15 protein-coding genes and 1 pseudogene are annotated in these 18,233 nt (G+C 68.8%); 7 read left to right on the forward strand and 9 right to left on the reverse strand.

Going from position 1 to position 18,233, the window contains the following annotated elements; translation table 11 throughout:
• Positions 1-3 precede the first annotated feature (3 nt).
• Complete coding sequence (locus tag AC3WXD_RS05355) at positions 4-3,186, forward strand: efflux RND transporter permease subunit (RefSeq protein WP_454733481.1); 3,183 nt, start codon at positions 4-6, stop codon at positions 3,184-3,186.
• A 1-nt stretch (position 3,187) separates the two neighbouring features.
• Positions 3,188-4,696: an efflux transporter outer membrane subunit gene (locus AC3WXD_RS05360; RefSeq protein WP_492323218.1), complete on the forward strand. Its 1,509-nt coding sequence runs from the start codon at positions 3,188-3,190 to the stop codon at positions 4,694-4,696.
• A gap of 25 nt (positions 4,697-4,721) precedes the next feature.
• On the opposite strand, the gene AC3WXD_RS05365 is transcribed toward AC3WXD_RS05360, so the two are convergent.
• From AC3WXD_RS05365 to AC3WXD_RS05390, 6 genes and pseudogenes are all read right to left on the reverse strand, one after another.
• Positions 4,722-5,489, reverse strand: coding sequence for a class I SAM-dependent methyltransferase (locus AC3WXD_RS05365; RefSeq protein WP_492323219.1), 768 nt, complete (start codon positions 5,487-5,489; stop codon positions 4,722-4,724).
• Between the two features lie 215 nt (positions 5,490-5,704).
• Positions 5,705-6,592 carry an ABC transporter permease gene (locus tag AC3WXD_RS05370; protein WP_029043704.1) on the reverse strand — a complete coding sequence of 296 codons (888 nt, stop codon included), beginning with the start codon at positions 6,590-6,592 and terminating at the stop codon, positions 5,705-5,707.
• Between the two features lie 19 nt (positions 6,593-6,611).
• Positions 6,612-7,460, reverse strand: coding sequence for an ABC transporter ATP-binding protein (locus AC3WXD_RS05375; RefSeq protein WP_020203443.1), 849 nt, complete (start codon positions 7,458-7,460; stop codon positions 6,612-6,614).
• Position 7,461: 1 nt separating this feature from the next.
• A complete protein-coding gene (locus AC3WXD_RS05380) occupies positions 7,462-8,496 on the reverse strand; it encodes an ABC transporter substrate-binding protein (protein WP_020203444.1) in 1,035 nt (344 codons plus the stop codon).
• A 75-nt stretch (positions 8,497-8,571) separates the two neighbouring features.
• Positions 8,572-9,486: a TauD/TfdA dioxygenase family protein gene (locus AC3WXD_RS05385; RefSeq protein ID WP_454733484.1), complete on the reverse strand. Its 915-nt coding sequence runs from the start codon at positions 9,484-9,486 to the stop codon at positions 8,572-8,574.
• A gap of 231 nt (positions 9,487-9,717) precedes the next feature.
• Positions 9,718-9,828: pseudogene (locus AC3WXD_RS05390) on the reverse strand (c-type cytochrome); the annotation flags it as partial.
• Positions 9,829-10,377: 549 nt separating this feature from the next.
• Between AC3WXD_RS05390 and AC3WXD_RS05395 the strand changes: the two are divergent.
• The 5 genes from AC3WXD_RS05395 (at position 10,378) to AC3WXD_RS05415 (ending at position 15,175) form a co-directional block, all read left to right on the forward strand.
• Positions 10,378-11,475: an ABC transporter substrate-binding protein gene (locus AC3WXD_RS05395; RefSeq protein WP_492323220.1), complete on the forward strand. Its 1,098-nt coding sequence runs from the start codon at positions 10,378-10,380 to the stop codon at positions 11,473-11,475.
• A gap of 4 nt (positions 11,476-11,479) precedes the next feature.
• Positions 11,480-12,325, forward strand: a complete 846-nt coding sequence (locus AC3WXD_RS05400) for an ABC transporter permease (protein WP_059411462.1) — start codon at positions 11,480-11,482, stop codon at positions 12,323-12,325.
• Positions 12,326-12,370: 45 nt separating this feature from the next.
• Positions 12,371-13,165, forward strand: coding sequence for an ABC transporter permease (locus AC3WXD_RS05405; RefSeq protein WP_454733485.1), 795 nt, complete (start codon positions 12,371-12,373; stop codon positions 13,163-13,165).
• Between the two features lie 156 nt (positions 13,166-13,321).
• Positions 13,322-14,161, forward strand: a complete 840-nt coding sequence (locus AC3WXD_RS05410) for an ABC transporter ATP-binding protein (RefSeq protein WP_492323221.1) — start codon at positions 13,322-13,324, stop codon at positions 14,159-14,161.
• Positions 14,162-14,224: 63 nt separating this feature from the next.
• Positions 14,225-15,175, forward strand: a complete 951-nt coding sequence (locus AC3WXD_RS05415; RefSeq protein WP_492323222.1) for a TauD/TfdA dioxygenase family protein — start codon at positions 14,225-14,227, stop codon at positions 15,173-15,175.
• A 69-nt stretch (positions 15,176-15,244) separates the two neighbouring features.
• On the opposite strand, the gene AC3WXD_RS05420 is transcribed toward AC3WXD_RS05415, so the two are convergent.
• The 3 genes from AC3WXD_RS05420 to cyoB are packed head-to-tail and all read right to left on the reverse strand — an operon-like array spanning position 15,245 to position 18,233.
• A complete protein-coding gene (locus tag AC3WXD_RS05420; RefSeq protein WP_020203451.1) occupies positions 15,245-15,613 on the reverse strand; it encodes a cytochrome o ubiquinol oxidase subunit IV in 369 nt (122 codons plus the stop codon).
• Entirely contained in the window at positions 15,613-16,251 is a 639-nt protein-coding gene (gene cyoC / locus AC3WXD_RS05425; RefSeq protein ID WP_020203452.1) for a cytochrome o ubiquinol oxidase subunit III, read from the reverse strand. Before cyoC ends, AC3WXD_RS05420 begins: the two co-directional genes overlap by 1 nt.
• Before the next feature lie 5 nt (positions 16,252-16,256).
• On the reverse strand, positions 16,257-18,233 hold the full coding sequence (cyoB, locus tag AC3WXD_RS05430; protein WP_029043706.1) for a cytochrome o ubiquinol oxidase subunit I: 1,977 nt from the start codon (positions 18,231-18,233) through the stop codon (positions 16,257-16,259).

The following is an 18,233-nucleotide window of genomic DNA, read 5'->3' on the forward strand; positions in this document are numbered from 1 at the left end:
CTCATGGCAAAGTTCTTCATCGACCGGCCGATCTTCGCCTGGGTCATCGCCATCATCCTGATGCTGGCGGGCGTGGCGGCGACGGTGACGCTGCCGATCGCGCAGTACCCGACGATCGCCCCGCCGGCCATCCAGATCAGCGCCACCTACCCGGGCGCTTCGGCCAAGACGGTGGAAGACACCGTCACCCAGGTGATCGAGCAGCAGATGAGCGGCCTCGACCACCTGCTCTACCTGTCGTCGACCAGCGACGACTCCGGCACCGCCACCATCACGCTGACCTTCGCCGCCGGCACCAACCCCGACATCGCCCAGGTGCAGGTCCAGAACAAGCTGCAGCTCGCCACGCCGCTGCTGCCGCAGGTGGTGCAGCAGCTCGGCGCCAAGGTGACCAAGTCCAGCAGCAGCTTCCTGCTGATCCTGGCCTTCGTCTCGCGCGACGGCAGCATGAACCGCTACGACCTGACCAACTACGTCGCCTCCAAGATCCTCGACCCGATCAGCCGCATCGACGGCGTGGGCACGGTGACGCTGTTCGGCTCGCAGTTCGCCATGCGGATCTGGCTCGACGCCACCAAGCTCAACAACTACAACCTGACGCCGATCGACGTCAACAACGCGGTGCTCGCGCAGAACGTGCAGGTCGCCGGCGGCAGCCTGGGCGGCACGCCGTCGGTGCCCGGCCAGATGCTGCAGGCCACCATCACCGAGGCCACGCTGCTGCAGACGCCGGAGCAGTTCGGCAACATCCTGCTCAAGGTGAACACCGACGGCTCGCAGGTGCGCCTCAAGGACGTGGCCCGCATCGAGCTCGGCGGCGAGACCTACAACTACGACACCAAGTACAACGGCCAGCCGACCGCGGCCTTCGGCATCCAGCTCGCCACCGGCGCCAACGCGCTGAACACCGCCAAGGCGGTGCGCGCCAAGATCGCCGACCTGCAGCGCTACTCGCCGCAGGGCCTGGTGGTGGAATATCCCTACGACACCACGCCGTTCGTCACGCTGTCCATCGAGGAAGTGGTCAAGACGCTGATCGAGGGCATCGTGCTGGTGTTCCTGGTGATGTACCTGTTCCTGCAGAACCTGCGCGCCACGCTGATCCCGACCATCGCCGTGCCGGTGGTGCTGCTGGGCACGTTCGCGGTAATGGCGGTGGTGGGCTTCTCGATCAACACGCTGTCCATGTTCGGGCTGGTGCTCGCCATCGGCCTGCTGGTGGACGATGCCATCGTGGTGGTGGAGAACGTCGAGCGGGTCATGGCCGAGGAGGGCTTGTCGCCGCGCGACGCCACCCGCAAGGCGATGGAGCAGATCACCGGCGCGCTGGTGGGCGTGGCGCTGGTGCTGTCGGCGGTGTTCGTGCCGGTGGCGTTCTCGGGCGGCTCGGTGGGCGCCATCTACCGGCAGTTCTCGCTGACCATCGTGGCGGCCATGCTGCTGTCGGTGATGGTGGCGCTGATCCTGACGCCGGCGCTGTGCGCCACCATGCTCAAGCCCATTCCTCAGGGGCACCACGACGAGAAGACCGGCTTCTTCGGCTGGTTCAACCGCAACTTCGCCAAGAGCCAGCAGAAGTACCACGGCGGCGTGCTGCACGTGATCCGCCGCTCGGGGCGCTGGCTGATCATCTACCTGATGGTGATCGTGGCGGTGGGCTTCCTGTTCCTGCGGCTGCCCAAGTCCTTCCTGCCCGAGGAAGACCAGGGCACCATGTTCGTGCTGGTGCAGGCGCCGGTGGGCTCCACGCAGGAGCGCACCGCCAAGGTGCTGGCCGACGTGCAGGACTACCTGCTCAACCAGGAGAAGGACGTGGTCGAGGCGGTGCTGACCGTCAACGGCTTCAGCTTCGCCGGGCGCGGCCAGAACTCCGGCCTGGTGTTCGTGCGCATGAAGGACTTCAAGCTGCGCGAGACCGACAACCTGAAGGCGCCGGCGCTGGTGGGCCGCATCTTCGGGCATTTCGCCTCGTACAAGGACGCGCAGATCTTCCCGCTCAACCCGCCCTCGATCCCGGAACTCGGCACCGCCGCCGGCTTCGACTTCGAGCTGCAGGACCGCGCCGGCCTCGGCCACGAGAAGCTGATGGAGGCGCGCAACATGCTGCTGGGCATGGCCGCCAAGGACCCGACGCTGTCGCAGGTGCGGCCCAACGGCCTGAACGACACGCCGCAGTTCAAGGTCAGCATCGACCGCGAGAAGGCCAACGCGCTCGGCGTGACCGCGACCAGCATCGACCAGACCTTCTCCACGGCGTGGGCCTCGCAGTACATCAACAACTTCCTCGACATCGACAACCGCATCAAGAAGGTCTACGTGCAGGGCGAGGCGCGCTTTCGCATGAACCCCGAGGACCTCAACGCGTGGTACGTGCGCAATGCCGCCGGCACGATGGTCCCGTTCAGCGCCTTCGCCACCGGCAAGTGGATCTACGGCTCGCCCAAGCTGGAGCGCTACAACGGCATCTCGGCGGTCGAGATCCAGGGCGCGGCCGCGCACGGCAAGTCGACCGGGCAAGCCATGCAGGCCATCGAAGCCATCGCCGCCAAGCTGCCGGCCGGCATCGGCTACGAATGGACCGGCCTGTCGTACCAGGAAATCCAGTCCGGCTCGCAGGCGCCGATCCTGTACGGCATCTCGATCCTGTTCGTGTTCCTGTGCCTGGCCGCGCTGTACGAGAGCTGGTCGATCCCGTTCTCGGTCATCATGGTGGTGCCGCTGGGCGTGCTCGGCGCGCTGCTGGCCACCACCCTGCGCGGGCTGGAGAACGACGTGTTCTTCCAGGTCGGGCTGCTGACCACGGTGGGCCTGTCGGCCAAGAACGCCATCCTGATCGTGGAATTCGCGCGCGAGCTGCGCGACCAGGGCATGAGCACGCTGGACGCCGCGGTGGAAGCCGCGCGCCTGCGGCTGCGCCCGATCCTGATGACCTCGCTGGCCTTCATCCTCGGCGTGATGCCGCTCGCGCTGAGCAACGGCGCCGGCTCCGGCAGCCAGCACGCCATCGGCACCGGCGTGATCGGCGGCATGCTGACCGCCACCTTCCTGGCCATCTTCATGATCCCGATGTTCTTCGTGGTGATCGGCAAGTTCAGCAAGGCCAAGCCCCACCACGACCCGCATCCCGCGGCCCCGCCGCCGGACGACCCCGCCGGCGGCGACGGCACGCTCAGGGAGGGACACTGACATGCGCAGACATGCCCTGATGACCGCCGCCGCGATCCTGGCCGCCGGCTGCACGCTCGCGCCGAACTACGAACGCCCGGCGGCGCCGGTGGCGCCGGCCTTCCCCGCCGGCGGCGTCTACGACCAGCAGCCCGGCGCCGCGCCGGGCGCCGCCAGCGCCGGCGGCGCGGCGGCCACCGACATCGGCTGGCGCGATTTCTTCGCCGACGCGCGCCTGCAGCGCATCATCGAGATCGCGCTCAGGAACAACCGCGACCTGCGCGTCTCGGTGCTCAACATGGAAGCCGCGCGCGCCCAGTACCAGATCACGCGCGCCGGCCTGTTCCCGACGCTCGACGCGGTGGCCTCCGGCAGCCGCACGCGCACGCCGCTGAACCTGTCCTCCACCGGCCGGCCCATCGCCAGCGAATACTCGGTCGGCGCGAGCGCGTCCTGGGAGATCGACTTCTTCGGCCGCATCCGCAGCCTCAAGGACCAGGCGCTGGCGCAATACCTCGCGCTGGCGCAGACCCGCAAGGCCGCGGAGATCGCGCTGGTGTCGTCGGTGGCCGACCAGTACCTCACCATGCTGGCCTACGACGACGCGCTCGCCGTGACGCGCAACACGCTCGTGACCGCGCAGGAATCGTTCCGCATCACCAAGCTGCAGTTCGAGACCGGCACCGGCTCCGAACTCGACCTGCGCCAGGCCGAAGGCGTGGTCGAGCAGGCCAACGCCAACCTCGAATCGCAAAGCCGCCTGCGCGCGCAGGCGGAAAACGCGCTGGTGCTGCTGGTGGGCGAGCCGCTGCCCGAGGACCTGCCCGGCGGGCTGCCGCTCAACGGCCAGGCGCTGCTGACGGACATCCCGGCGGGGCTGCCGTCGGACCTGCTCGCGCGCCGCCCGGACATCGCCGCGGCCGAGCAGTCGCTGCTGGCCGCCAACGCCAACATCGGCGCGGCGCGCGCGGCCTTCTTCCCGCGCGTGGTACTGACCGGCAGCGCCGGCACGCTCTCGCCCACGCTCGGCGGGCTGTTCAAGCCCGGCTCCGGCGCGTGGTCGTTCAGCCCACAGATCACGCTGCCGATCTTCGAAGGCGGCGCCAACGTCGCCAACCTCGACCTCGCGCACGTGCAGAAGCGCATCGAGATCGCCAACTACGAAAAGGCCATCCAGACCGCCTTCCGCGAAGTCTCCGACGGCCTGGCCGCGCGCGGCACCTACGACAAGCAGATCCAGTCGCTGGAGCGCTTCACCGGCTCGCAGGAACGCCGCCTGACGCTGTCCGACCTGCGCTACCGCAACGGCGTGGACAGCTACCTGAGCGTGCTGACCGCGCAGACCGATCTCTACAACGCGCAGCAGTTGCTGATCACCGCGCGGCTGCAGCGGCTGACCAACCTCGTCGACCTGTACCAGTTCCTCGGCGGCGGCTGGATCGAGCGCGCCGGCGACACGCCGCGGCCGGCCGATGCGCCGGCGGATTATGGGGCGCAGGCGCGGGCGGATTCGCCGGCGGGATCGCCTTGAAGGAACGCCGGGAACGCCGGAAACGTCAGAGGCGCCGGCAGCTGTAGGCTTCCGTGCGGTACGGAAACGCCAGCGCGGCCCTCCCGGCAAGCGCCGGGCTGCCGTCGATCACGGCCTGCAACTGCGCCCGCACCTTGTCCTGCTCGGCCGCCGGCAGCGAGGCGATGAAGCTGACCGACATCACGCGGTCGACGATGACCTGCTGCGCCGGCCCCACGTGCTCGTAGGGCAGGCTGGCCAGTTCGAGCGAACCGAAGCCGTCGGCCGGGAACACCGCCTTCCAGTCGCCCTTGTAGAAGCGCGGCGCGTCGCCCTCGTAGGGCGTCATGATGGCGGTCAGCTGCGCGACCCAGTCCACCGATTCGTCGCGCACGTTCCACACCAGCCCGAGCCTGCCGCCCGGGCGCAGCACGCGCGCGATCTCGGTCATGGCGGCGTGGTTGGCAAACCAGTGGAAGGCCTGCGCGCAGACCACGGCGTCGACGCCGGCGTCGGGCAGCGGAATCGCTTCGGCGGTGCCTTCGAGCGCCTGCACGGCGGGCAGCGCGGCGCTGAGTTGCGCGCGCATGGCGGCGACCGGCTCGACCGCGATCACGGTGGCGCCGGTGGCCTGCAGCAGCTTGCTGAACTTGCCAGTGCCGGCGCCGAGGTCCAGCACGGTCTTGCCGGCGCGCAGGCCGAGCGTGTCCTGCAGCCATTGCGCCAGCGCGGGCGGATAGTCGGGACGGCCGCGGGCATAGGTGTCGGCCTGGGTGGAAAAACCCTGGGCGGCGGCGTGGTGGATGTCGGTCATGAGGCGCGGTCTCTGGATGCGGGAAGGATCGCTCCAGGGCGCGCGGGATGCCGCGCGGCCCGGGAAGCGGCAGCGCCGGGCGGCGCGCGGTCAAAACCCGGGGAGTCTTGCCGTCGCGGCGGCGGCAAGCCGCAACGGTACGCCTTCGGCGCGGCGCGCGCAAGGCCCGCCGCCGCCGTGCCTTCAAACTGTCATGCGCCGGCTGCCACGCGCGGTCAGTGCTGCATGCCCCAGCGGCGCACGGTCACGCGTTCGAGCGTGCGGAACACGAGGTTCTCGACCAGCAGGCCGATCAGGATCACCATCGCCAGGCCGGCGAACACGCGGTCGGTGTACAGCTCGTTGCGGTTCTGGAAGATGTACCAGCCCAGCCCGCCCTTGCCCGACGACGCGCCGAACACCAGCTCGGCCGCGATCAGCGTGCGCCACGCGAAGGCCCAGCCGATCTTCAGGCCGGACAGGATGGCCGGCAGCGCGGCTGGCACCAGGATCAGCAGCACGTAGCGCAGCCCGCGCAGGCCGTAGTTGCGCCCGGCCATGCGCAGCGTGGCCGGCACGCCGCGGAAACCCGCGTAGGTGTTGAGCGCGAGCGGCCACAGCACCGAGTGGATCAGCACAAACACCAGGCTCTTGCTGCCCAGGCCGAACCACAGCAGCGCCAGCGGCAGCAGCGCGATGGCCGGCAGCGGGTTGAACATCGACGTGAGGGTATCGAGCACGTCGCGCCCGATCTCGGTGGACACCGCCAGCGTGGTCAGCACGAAGGCCAGCACGATGCCGCCCACGTAACCTTGCAGCAGCACCGACAGCGACACGCCGGCCTTGTCCAGCAGCTCGCCGCTGGCGATGCCTTCGGCGAACGCGCGCGCGGTGGCGAGGAAGGTCGGCAGCAGCAGGTCGTTGTCCTGCACGCGGGCAATGACTTCCCACAGGCAGGCCAGCACCACCAGGATCAGCGTCTTGCGCAGCCAGCCCTGCTGCCACAGGCGCTGCGGCCACGGCAGGGCGCGCGTCACGGGCAACGCGGTAAACGGCTCCAGCGGCAGCTCGTATTCGGGGCGCACCGCCGGGGTGGCGGCGAGGGATGAGGGGGCTTGGCTCATGGTCGGTCCTGGCGGGCGCTCAGCGCGCCTGCGCGGCGCGGGCCGGCGCGGCGGCCGTGTGCGGCGCCTCGTCGAACAGCAGGTGATGGATGCGCTGGGCGGTGGCCTGGAACTCGGCGCCACCCTGGCTGGCGAGGTCGTACTGGTGGCTGTTGAGCTCGGCGCGCACCCGGCCCGGATGCGGCGACAGCAGCAGGATGCGGCTGCCCACCACCAGCGCTTCCTCGATCGAGTGGGTCACGAACAGCAGCGTGAAGGCCGCGTCCTGCCACAGCGCCAGCAATTCCTCCTGCATGCGCCGGCGCGTGAGCGCGTCGAGCGCGGCGAACGGCTCGTCCATCAGCAGCACCTTGGGCCGCATGGCCAGCGCGCGCGCGATCGCCACGCGCTGCTTCATGCCGCCGGACAAGGTATGCGGATAGGCGTCGGCGAACTGCGCCAGCCCCACCTTGTCGAGGAAGTGCAGCGCGCATTCGCCGGCCTCGCCGCGCGACATGCCGCGCGAATGCACCAGCGGAAACATCACGTTCTGCCGCACGGTCTTCCACGGCGGCAACTGGTCGAACTCCTGGAACACCACGATGCGGTCCGGGCCCGGCGCGCGCACCGGCACGCCGTCGAGCCGGATCTCGCCCTCGCACGGCGGCACGAAGCCGGCCACCGCCTTGAGCAGGGTGGACTTGCCGCAGCCCGACGGGCCCAGCAGCACGAAGCGGTCAGCCGCGTGCACGTCGAAGCTGACCTGGTGGGTGGCGCGCACCACGCGTTCGGGGGTGCGGTATTCCAGCGACACGCCATCCACCTGCAGCAGCGGCGCGGCAGGGGTGGCGGGACGCGCGGAAACCACGCGCAGAGGCTGCACGGACATGTCAGCTACCTTGTGCGGTGGCCGGGTCCTGGAAGAAATAATCCTGCCAGGACTTCGGCTGGTTGCGGATGGCGCCCACACGGTACATGAACTCGGCCAGCGTGAAGGTGTTCTGCGGCGTGACCTTGAACTGCACCTGCGGGTTCTTCAGGATCTTGACCAGCAGCGCGCGGTCGATCTTGGCCTTGTTGACGCGGATGTACAGGTCGGCTGCCGCTTCCGGGTTGCTGCTGGCGAACTTGGCCGCCTCGGCCAGCGCGTCGACGAAGGCGCGGTAGGTCTTGGGGTTGTCGTTGCGGAATTTCTCGGTGGCGTACAGCACCGTGGCCGAGCTCGGCCCGCCCAGCACGTCATACGAATTCAGCACGATGCGCGCATTGGGGTTGCCGGCCAGCTCCTGCTCCTGGAACGGCGGGTTGCCGAAGTGGCCGCTGATCTCGGTGCCGCCGGAAATGATGGCCGCCGCCGCGTCGGGATGCGGCACTGCCACCGTCCATTTGTCCAGGCGGTTGTATTCCTTGTCGCCCCACTGCTTGGCCGCGGCCAGCTGCAGCACGCGCGACTGCACCGAGACCGACACCGCCGGCAGCGCGATGCGGTCCTTGTCGGTGAAGTCCGCGATGGTCTTGACCTTGGGATTGTTGCTGACCAGGTAGTACGGGAAGTTGCCCAGCGACGCCACGCCCTTGACGTTCTGCTTGCCGTGCGTGCGGTCCCACACCGTCAGCAGCGGGCCCACGCCGGCGCCGGCGATGTCGATGGCGCCCGACAGCAGCGCGTCGTTGATGGCCGCGCCGCCCGAAAGCTGGGTCCACTCCACCTTGATGTCCAGGCCCTGCTGCTTGCCGTGCTTCTCGATCAGTTGCTGGTCGCGCGCCACGTTGAGCAGCAGGTAGACCACGCCGAACTGCTCGGCGACGCGGATCTTGCCTTCGGCATGGGCCGCGCCCGTGACCGCCATGCCGGCGGCCAGCGTCAGCGCGACGGCGCCGCGCTGCCAGCGGGCGGAGAAGAGGCGGGAACGAAACAGGGACATGCGGAACACTCCGTTGGATGCGAGACAGGAAGACGGGAGGCGGCGGCGCCGGCCGGCGCCGCCATCCGGGAAGGCTCAGAGGGGCAGGTCGCCCTCGATGGTGGTGCGGTACATCACGCGGCGCAGGTGGTCCGGCGTGCCGGCGGCCAGGTGCAGCAGCGAGCGGTTGTCCCAGAACACCAGGTCGTGCGGCTGCCACTGGTGGCGGTACACGTGCTCGGGCCTGACGCTGTGGGCGAACAGCTGCGCCAGCAGGTCGCGGCTCTCGTCCTCGGGCAGGCCGGCGATGCGCGTGGTGAAATGCTCGCTGACGAACAGCGCGCGGCGGCCCGTTTCCGGATGCGTGCGCACCACCGGCTGCAGCACCGGCGCCACCTGCGCGATCTGCTCGGGCGTCAGGTTCGGACGCCACGGGCTGCGCTGCTGCAGCTCGGCGTACTTGGCCAGGTAGGTGTGCTCGGCCTTGCGCCCTTCCACCGCGGCCTTGAGGTGCGCGGGCAGCGTGTCCCACGCCGTGTGCATGTTGGCGAACAGGGTGTCGCCGCCTTCGGCCGGCAGTTCCTGCGCGTGCAGCAGCGAGCCGAGGCTGGGCTTTTCCTTGTACGACAGGTCGGAGTGCCAGAAATGGCCGGCGTCGCCCAGGCCGATCGGCTTGCCGTCCTTGAGCACGTTGGAGACGATCAGGATTTCCGGGTGCCCGGCCAGCTGGAACTGGTTGAGCACGTGGATCTGCAGCGGCCCGAAGCGGCGGCTGAACGCGATCTGCTGCGCGGGCGTGATGCGCTGGTCGCGGAACACCACCACGTGATAGTCGAGATGCGCGCGGTGGATGCGGGCGAAGTCCTCGGCGGACAGCGGCTCGGACAGGTCCAGGCCGACGATCTCGGCGCCCAGCGGGGCGTCCAGCGGGTGGATCTCGAAAGTGCCGGCCTGGCCGGAATGCGGTGCGCGGGCAGGCGCTGCGGCTGCCGTTTGGGTACCAATCGTCATGACGGGCTCGGGGAACGAAAGTGCGGACTGATCTATGTGGACCGGCCGGCGCGGCGCCGCGCTCCGGCAAAGGAGGGCCCCGCACTGCTTGGTTTCAAGCCTTGCACTGTAGTGACCACGAGCTAGTGCGGTCAACGAAGGTTAACGGTGAGTCTTATTCGTTTATCGCATATGGTGTCCGCATGGCGCTTGTCCACCGCCTCATCCCCGGCATCCCGCGTTCCGGCGCGCTCAGGAGCCGCCAATCCTGCCGTCCACCACGAAGCCGCCGCGGTTCGGCATGCGCACGCGCGGCAGCGTGCGCGCGTCGAGCACCGCGTCGTCCGGCACGATGCCGTGCAGGTCCTGCAGCGGCGTCATCGACGAGTTGGCACCGGGCATCGGCGCCGCGCCGCGGTTGCGGCGGATCACGTTCTTCTCGAATTCGGCGGGCTGGCCGCAGGCGCGCCACAGCACCGGCTCGCCGGGCGCGCGCGTCCACGGCGGCACCGCCAGCGTCTCCGCGCCCGCCGCCGGCGCGGCGGCAAGCGCGCCGGCACCCAGCGCGCCGGCCGCGCCAAGGCCCGCGCCGTGGCGCAGGAAGCGGCGCCGGGCAGGCCGCGCGGGCGTGCGCGCTGTCTTGTCGTTATCGTCGGTCATTGTTCTTGCTCTTGCGCGCGGGGGCGCGCGCCCGTCCGTGCGGCACGTAAGAAACGACCGCCGGAAACCGCGCACTCTATGCCTGCGCGCGGCCTCGCGGAAGGAAGGAAAACGCATGCCCATATGCGCCGCCGCATATGCGCGTAGCCGATAACCAAAGCCAAAAACATTCCTTCTGCCGCGCCGCGGGCGCCGCGTATCTTGGGAGCCGTCGATTCCCCGACCACCGCCCCGCACAGGAACAAGAACACAATGCCCCTCACGCGCCGCAGCCTGCTCAAACACCTTGCCTGGTCCGGCCTTGGCGTCGCCGCCGCGTCCACCCCGCTGAGCGTGTTCAGCGCCACCGGCGCGGCGCGCCCGGACGTCATCCGCATCGGCGTGGCGCAGCCGGCCACCGGCACGCCGCCCAGCTTCGGCGGCAGCTCGCTGTCGATCGCCCACGCGCGCGGCTGGCTGGAGGAAGCCTTCAAGCCGGCCGGCACGCGCGTCGAGTGGTACTTCTTCAAGGGCGCGGGCCCGGCCGTCAACGAAGCGCTCAGCACGAAGCAACTGGATTTCGCGCTGCAGGGCGACCTGCCCGCCATCGTGGCGCGCGCCGCCGGCCTGAAGACGCGGCTGGTGCTGGCCACCAGCGTGCGCACCAATATCTATATCGGCGTGCCGCCCGATTCGCCGCTCAAGACCGTGGCGGACCTGCGCGGCAAGCGTGTGTCGCTGTTCAAGGGCACCAACATGCATCTGCCGGCGCTGCGCCTGCTCGAAGCCAACGGCCTCGCCGAGAAGGACCTGCGCCTGCTCAACCTCGACACCGCGAGCTACCTGGCCGCGCTCACCACGCGCGACCTCGACGCCGCCATCGGCGCGATGGACATCCTGCGCCTGCGCGACAAGGGCGCGGTGCGCATCCTCTATTCGAGCAAGAACCAGTCGCCGATCTACACGCGCCAGAGCCACGTGCTGGTGACCGACGAGTTCGCCAGCAAGTACCCCGAAGCCACCCAGCAGTTCGTCAAGACCTCGGTGCAGGCCGCGCGCTGGGCCTCGGACGAAAAGAACCGCGACGACGTGCTGCACACCTGGGCGCGCGCCGGCACGCCCTACGAGCACTGGAAGGAAGACTACGAAGGCGAGCCGCTGCGCGTGCGCGTGAACCCGAACTTCGACCCGTTCCTGGTGGCGCGCTACAAGGACGCCACCGAGCAGGCCTACCGCCTGCGCCTGTCGCGCGCGCGCTTCGACGTGGACCAGTGGATCGACACGCGCTTCCTCAAGGCGGCGCTGGACGACCTGAGCCTGCAGAGCTACTGGCCGGTCTACCAGGCCAACGGCAAGATCCTCGGAGCCTGACGCGATGGCGGCCAACGAAACCCTGGCGCTGCCGCCGGCGGGACCCGCCGCCACGGAAAGCGCCGCGCCCCCGCGCCGCTGGCGCCCCGGCCGCCAGCACCTGGCGTGGCTGCTGGCGTGGCCGGTGCCGCTGGCGCTGCTGCTGGGCTGGTACGTGGCGGCGCGCTTCGAGTGGATCCCGCCGCAGGTGCTGCCCGCGCCCGACGCGGTGTGGCACACGCTCTCCGACCTCTACCAGAGCGGCGAACTGCAGGCCAACCTCGCCGTCAGCGCGATGCGCGTGGCCGGCGGTTTTGCCGTGGGCCTGGCCGGCGGCCTCGCGCTCGGCGTGGGCATGGGCCTGTCGCCGAATTTCCGCGACTACGTCTACCCCACCTTCAAGGCCTTCAGCCAGGTGCCGGTGCTGGGCTGGCTGCCGCTGCTGATGCTGCTGGTGGGCATCGACGAGGCGCTCAAGATCATCCTGATCGCCAAGGCCTCGCTGGTGCCGATCGCGCTCAACACCTACAAGGGCATCCAGAACGTGCCCACGCGCTACATCGAGGTGGCGCGCGTGCTGCGCTTCACGCGCTGGCAGATGCTGTCGCGCGTGGTGTTCCCGGCCGCCGCCGCCCCGATCTGGAACGGCATCCGCTACGGCCTCACGCATGCGTGGCTGGCGCTGGTGGTGGTGGAGCTGCTGGCCTCGTCGGAGGGGCTGGGCTACATGATCGTGTACGGCCGCCAGCTGTTCCAGCTCGACATGGTGATCGCCGCGGTGATCGTGGTCGGCGCGGTCGGCTTCGCGCTGGACAAGGCGCTGGCGCTGGCCGAGGCGGCGGTGCTGCGCTGGCGCAAGCCCGGCCTGTGATCGCCCTTCCTGGCCGCACGACGAACCGATAGCGAAGGAACCAAGATGGCGGAATCATCCAAACGCGCCCTGCGCATTCCCCGGCCGCTGCGCGGCTGGGTCCTGCCGATCGCCCTGGTGGTGCTGTGGTGGGCCGCGGTGCGCTTCGGCTGGAGCACCTCGCCGCTGCTGGTGCCGGTCTCCAAGGTGTGGGACACGGCGGTGCAGCAGGTGCGCAGCGGCGCCCTGTTCGAGGCGCTGCGCGCCAGCCTGTGGCGCGACCTGGCCGGCTTCGCGCTGGGCGCCAGCGTGGGGCTGGCGTTCGGCGCGGCGCTGGGGCTGTCGCGCCTGTTCGAGCAGCTGGCCGGGCCCACTTTCCACACCATCAAGCAGATCTCGCTGTTCGCGTGGATCCCGCTGATCTCGGTGTGGTTCGGCCTCGGCGACACCGCCAAGGTGGTGTTCCTCTCGCTGGCGGCGTTCTTCCCGGTGGTGCTCAACACCTTCGAGGGCATCCGCGGCGTGCCGGCCGACCTGCTGGAGGTCGCGCGCGTGCTGAAGTATTCGCGCTGGCAGGTGCTGCTGCGCGTGGTACTGCCGGCGGCCTCGCCGTCGATCTTCGCCGGCATCCACCTGGCGCTGATCTATGCGTGGCTGGCCACGCTCGGCGCCGAATACCTGCTGGTGGCCGGCAAGGGCATCGGCAACACCATGATCGACGGCCGCGAGAATTTCTGGATGGACCTGGTGATCTTCGGCGTGATCGTGGTCGGGCTGGTCGGCTTCACGCTGAACTGGATCGCCAGCCGCATCGAAGGCCGCCTGCTGGCCTGGCGCGGCCGCTCGGTCGCCGCCTTCTAGGAGGCACGATCAAAGAGATCCTGGCGTCGTCGCGCGGCCCTGCCGTACCGCTTGTACTGTCTGCGCCGCGCGCCTGGCCAGGACCGCTTCGCTTCTCTTTGACCGCACCTCCCTTTCCCTTTTCTTCGCACTGCCTCATCTTTTCCGGAGAACCACATGGCGCACGCCGGCACGCTCAGCATCGAGCACCTGCGCAAGCAATACCAGGTCAAGGGCGCGGCCCTGCCTGTGCTGGAGGACATCACGCTGTCGATCGCCCCGGGCGAGTTCGTCAGCATCGTCGGCGCCAGCGGCTGCGGCAAGTCCACCCTGCTGCGGCTGGTGGTCGGGCTGGAAGAAGACTACAAGGGCGAGATCCTGCTCGACGGCAAGCGCGTGGCGGGCACCAGCCTGGACCGCGGCATCGTGTTCCAGGAGCACCGGCTGTTCCCGTGGCTGACGGTGGAGCAGAACATCCGCATGGCGCTGCTCAACGCCAACATCACCGAGACCGACAAGCGCCGCACGGTGCGCGAGCACATCGAGCTGGTCGGGCTGGCCGGCTTCGAGACCGCGTTTCCGCACCAGTTGTCCGGCGGCATGTCGCAGCGCGTGGCGATCGCGCGCGCGCTGGTCACGCGCCCGGAAATCCTGCTGCTCGACGAGCCGTTCGGCGCGCTCGACGCGCTCACGCGTGCCTACCTGCAGCAGGAGCTGCACCGCATCTGGCAGGCCGAAGGCATCACCATGATCCTGGTCACGCACGACGTGGAGGAAGCCGTCTACCTGGGCGACCGCGTGGTGGTGATGGAGCCGCGCCCGGGCCGCATCCGCCGCATCCTGCCGGTGCCGCTGCCGCACCCGCGCGAGCGCGCCTCGGCCGCCTTCGCGCGCGTCAAGGACGACGTGCTGCGGGAATTCACCGGGCGCCTGGCCGAGCTGGCCGAGGCGCCGGTCAAGCGCGAGCCGGACGCGGACGCCACGCGGCTGCCGCCCAATATCCGCTTCGCCATCTGAAATCTGAAGCGCGCCGGCAGGCGCCGGACACCAACGCAGGACATAGACCCACGGGAGAACGCCATGACCCAGCAGCACGCCGCATCGCAAGTCGAACTCGACATCCACCCGGTAGCCGGGCGCATCGGCGCGGAGATCCGCGGCGTGCGGCTCTCGCCGCAGCTCGACGCCGCCACCTTTGCCGCCGTGCGCGCGGCGCTGCTGCGCCACAAGGTGCTGTTCTTCCGCGGCCAGGACCATCTCGACGACGCCGCGCAGGAAGGCTTCGCCAGCCTGTTCGGCACGCCGGTGCCCCACCCCACCGTGCCCTCGCGCGACGGCACGCGCTTCCTGCTGGAGCTCGACTCCGAGCACGGCGGGCGCGCCAACTCCTGGCATACCGACGTCACCTTCGACCTGGCCTACCCGCAGGTCTCGGTGCTGCGCGGCGTGATCATCCCGGCCGCCGGCGGCGACACCGTGTGGGCCAACACCGCCACCGCCTACCAGGACCTGCCCGAGGGCCTGCGCGAGCTGGCCGACCGCCTGTGGGCGCTGCACACCAACGACTACGACTACGCCGCCACGCGCGCCACGGTCAGCACCGATGCCATCAAGCGCTACCGCGAGGTCTTCACCTCGGCCATCTACGAGACCGAGCACCCGGTGGTGCGCGTGCACCCGGAAACCGGCGAGCGCACGCTGGTGCTCGGGCATTTCGTCAAGAAGCTGCTCGGCTATTCGGGCTCGGACTCGCAGCACCTCGTGGCCGTGCTGCAGGACCACGTGCACCGCCTGGAGAACACCGTGCGCTGGCGCTGGCGCGCCGGCGACGTGGCGATCTGGGACAACCGCGCCACCCAGCACTACGCCATCAACGACTACGGCGACGCCAAGCGCGTGGTGCGGCGCGTGACCATCGCCGGCGACGTGCCGGTCGGCGTGGACGGCCGGCGCAGCGTCGCGGTCAAGTCCGGCGCGCCCAAGGCGGGCGAGCCGGCCAACCACGCGGCGCACGCGCGCGCGGCGGCATAGGCAGCCGGACTCCGGAAACGACAAAGGCGGCCCGCGGGCCGCCTTTGTCGTTACGCCGGAGGAAGATCCTCAGTGCACCATCATGTTCTGGTTCATGTTGTGCATGATCCACAGCGAACCTGCGATCACGATCAGCAGGATCAGCGCGGTGAAGGCCAGCGCCATCACGTTCCAGCGCTGCTCCGAGGAACGGTCCATGTGCAGGAAGTACACCAGGTGCACCACGATCTGCACCACGGCCAGGCCGAGGATGACGGCCAGCGTGGTGCCGGCGGCGACCGTGCCGCCGCCGCCCATCACCAGGCGGAACGGGATGACGGTCAGGATGACCGCCAGCACGAAGCCGATCACGTAGTTCTTGACGCTGCTGTGGCTGGCGCCGCCGGCGCTGGTGCCGTGCGCGCCGTGGCCGGCGGTCGAGACGTTGCTGTGTTCCATTACATCGCTCCCATCAGGTAGACCACGGTGAACACGCCGATCCAGACGATGTCCAGAAAGTGCCAGAACAGCGCGAAGCACGCCAGGCGCTTGCCCACCGTCGGCGTCAGGCCCTTGCGGGCGATCTGCCAGATCAGCACGGCCATCCACAGCAGGCCGCTGGCCACGTGCAGGCCGTGGGTGCCGACCAGCGTGAAGAACGACGACAGGAAGGCGCTGCGGTTCGGGCCCGCGCCTTCGGCGATCATGTGATGGAACTCGTTGATTTCCATGCCGATGAAGGCCACGCCGAACAGGAAGGTGATGGCCAGCCAGAACTGCAGGCGGGACTTCTGGCCGTTGTGCAGGGCCACCATCGCCATGCCCGAGGTCAGGCTCGAGAACAGCAGCAGGAAGGTCTCGACCAGGACGTAGTTCAGTTCGAACAGTTCCTTGCCCGAGGGGCCGCCCGCCACTTCGCCGCGCAGCACCGCGAAAGCGGCGAACAGACCGGCGAAGATGATGCAGTCGCTCATCAGGTAGACCCAGAAGCCGAACACGGTGTTGGCGCTGGTGTCGTGATGGGCGTGGTCGTGCGAATGGTCATGGGCATGCCCTGCGGCATGCGCGGAATGACGGTCTAGGACTTGTGTGGACATAGGTTTCAGGCCTGCGACGCGACGCGCTGGAAGTGGGTCTTTTCGACTGCCTCGACTTCGCGTGCGGGCACGTAGTAGTCGATGTGGTCGTCGTTGCTGCGGAAGATGAAGGACACGATCATGCCCACCAGGCCCACGATCGCCAGCCACCAGATGTGCCAGGTCGCGGCGAAGCCCAGCACGAAGCTGAACGCGCCCATGTAGAAGCCGGCGCCGGTGTTCTTCGGCATGTGGATCTGCTCGTAGTGCGCTTCCTGCTTGGGCGCTTCGCCGCGGGCCTTCATGTCGGCGAAGGCGTCCAGGTCACGCACCACCGGGGTGTGCGCGAAGTTGTAGAACGGCGGCGGCGACGAGGTGGACCACTCCAGCGTGCGGCCGTTCCACGGATCGCCCGTGACGTCGGCCAGCGCCTTGCGGTTGCGCACGCTCACTACGATCTGCAGCACCTGGAACACCACGCCCAGGCCGATCAGCGCGGCGCCGCACACGGCCACGTACAGGAACGGGTTCCAGGCCGGGTTGTCGGTGTGGTTCAGGCGGCGGGTCATGCCCATGAAGCCGAGCACGTACAGCGGCATGAAGGCCAGGTAGAAGCCGACCAGCCAGCACCAGAAGGCGCACTTGCCCAGGCGCTCGTCGAGCTTGAAGCCGAACGCCTTCGGGAACCAGTAGGTGATGCCGGCCAGGTAGCCGAACAGCACGCCGCCGATGATCACGTTGTGGAAGTGGGCGATCAGGAACAGGCTGTTGTGCAGCACGAAGTCAGCGGCGGGCACGGCCATCAGCACGCCGGTCATGCCGCCGATCACGAACGTGACCATGAAGCCCAGCGTCCACATCACCGGCGTGGTCATGCGCACGCGGCCGCGGTACATGGTGAACAGCCAGTTGAAGATCTTCACCCCGGTCGGGATGGAGATGATCATGGTGGTGATGCCAAAGAACGCGTTCACGCTGGCGCCGGAGCCCATCGTGAAGAAGTGGTGCAGCCAGACCAGGAACGACAGCACCATGATGGCGCAGGTCGCGTAGACCATGCCCTTGTAGCCGAACAGCTTCTTGCCCGAGAAGGTCGAGATGACTTCGGAGAAGATGCCGAATGCCGGCAGCACCAGGATGTACACCTCGGGGTGGCCCCAGATCCAGATCAGGTTCACGTACATCATGGCGTTGCCGCCCATTTCGTTCGTGAAGAAGTGCATGTCGAAGTAGCGGTCCAGGCCCAGCAGCGCCAGCGAGACCGTCAGCACCGGGAACGAGGCGATGATCAGCACGTTGGTGCACAGCGCGGTCCAGGTAAACACCGGCATGCGCATCAGGGTCATGCCCGGGGCGCGCATCTTGAGGATGGTGACCAGGAAGTTCACGCCGGTGAGCAAGGTGCCCAGGCCGGAGATCTGCAGGCTCCACAGGTAGTAGTCCACGCCCACGCCGGGGCTGAACTGCAGGCCCGACAGCGGCGGGTAGGCCAGCCAGCCGGTGCGCGCGAACTCGCCGACGCCCAGCGAGACGTTGACCAGCATCGCGCCGGCCACGAACAGCCAGAAGCTCAGCGTGTTGAGGAACGGGAAGGCCACGTCGCGCGCGCCGATCTGCAGCGGCACGACCAGGTTCATCAGGCCCGTCATCAGCGGCATCGCCACGAAGAAGATCATGATCACGCCGTGGGCGGTGAAGATCTGGTCGTAGTGCTCGGGCGGCAGGATGCCCGGCGAGCCGTTGGTGGACAGCGCCAGCTGCGTGCGCATCATGATCGCGTCGGCGAAGCCGCGCAGCAGCATGACCATCGCCACGGCCGAATACATGATGCCGATCTTCTTGTGGTCGACCGAGGTGAACCACTCATTCCACAGCCAGCCCCACTTGCGGGTGTAGGTGATCAGCGCGAACACCGCCAGCGCGCCCAGGGCCACCACCGACAACGTGCCCATGACGATGGGCTCGTGGAACGGGATGGCATCCAAACTCAATTTGCCAAACAT

This window comes from Cupriavidus sp. FW216-B1, from assembly GCF_058789195.1.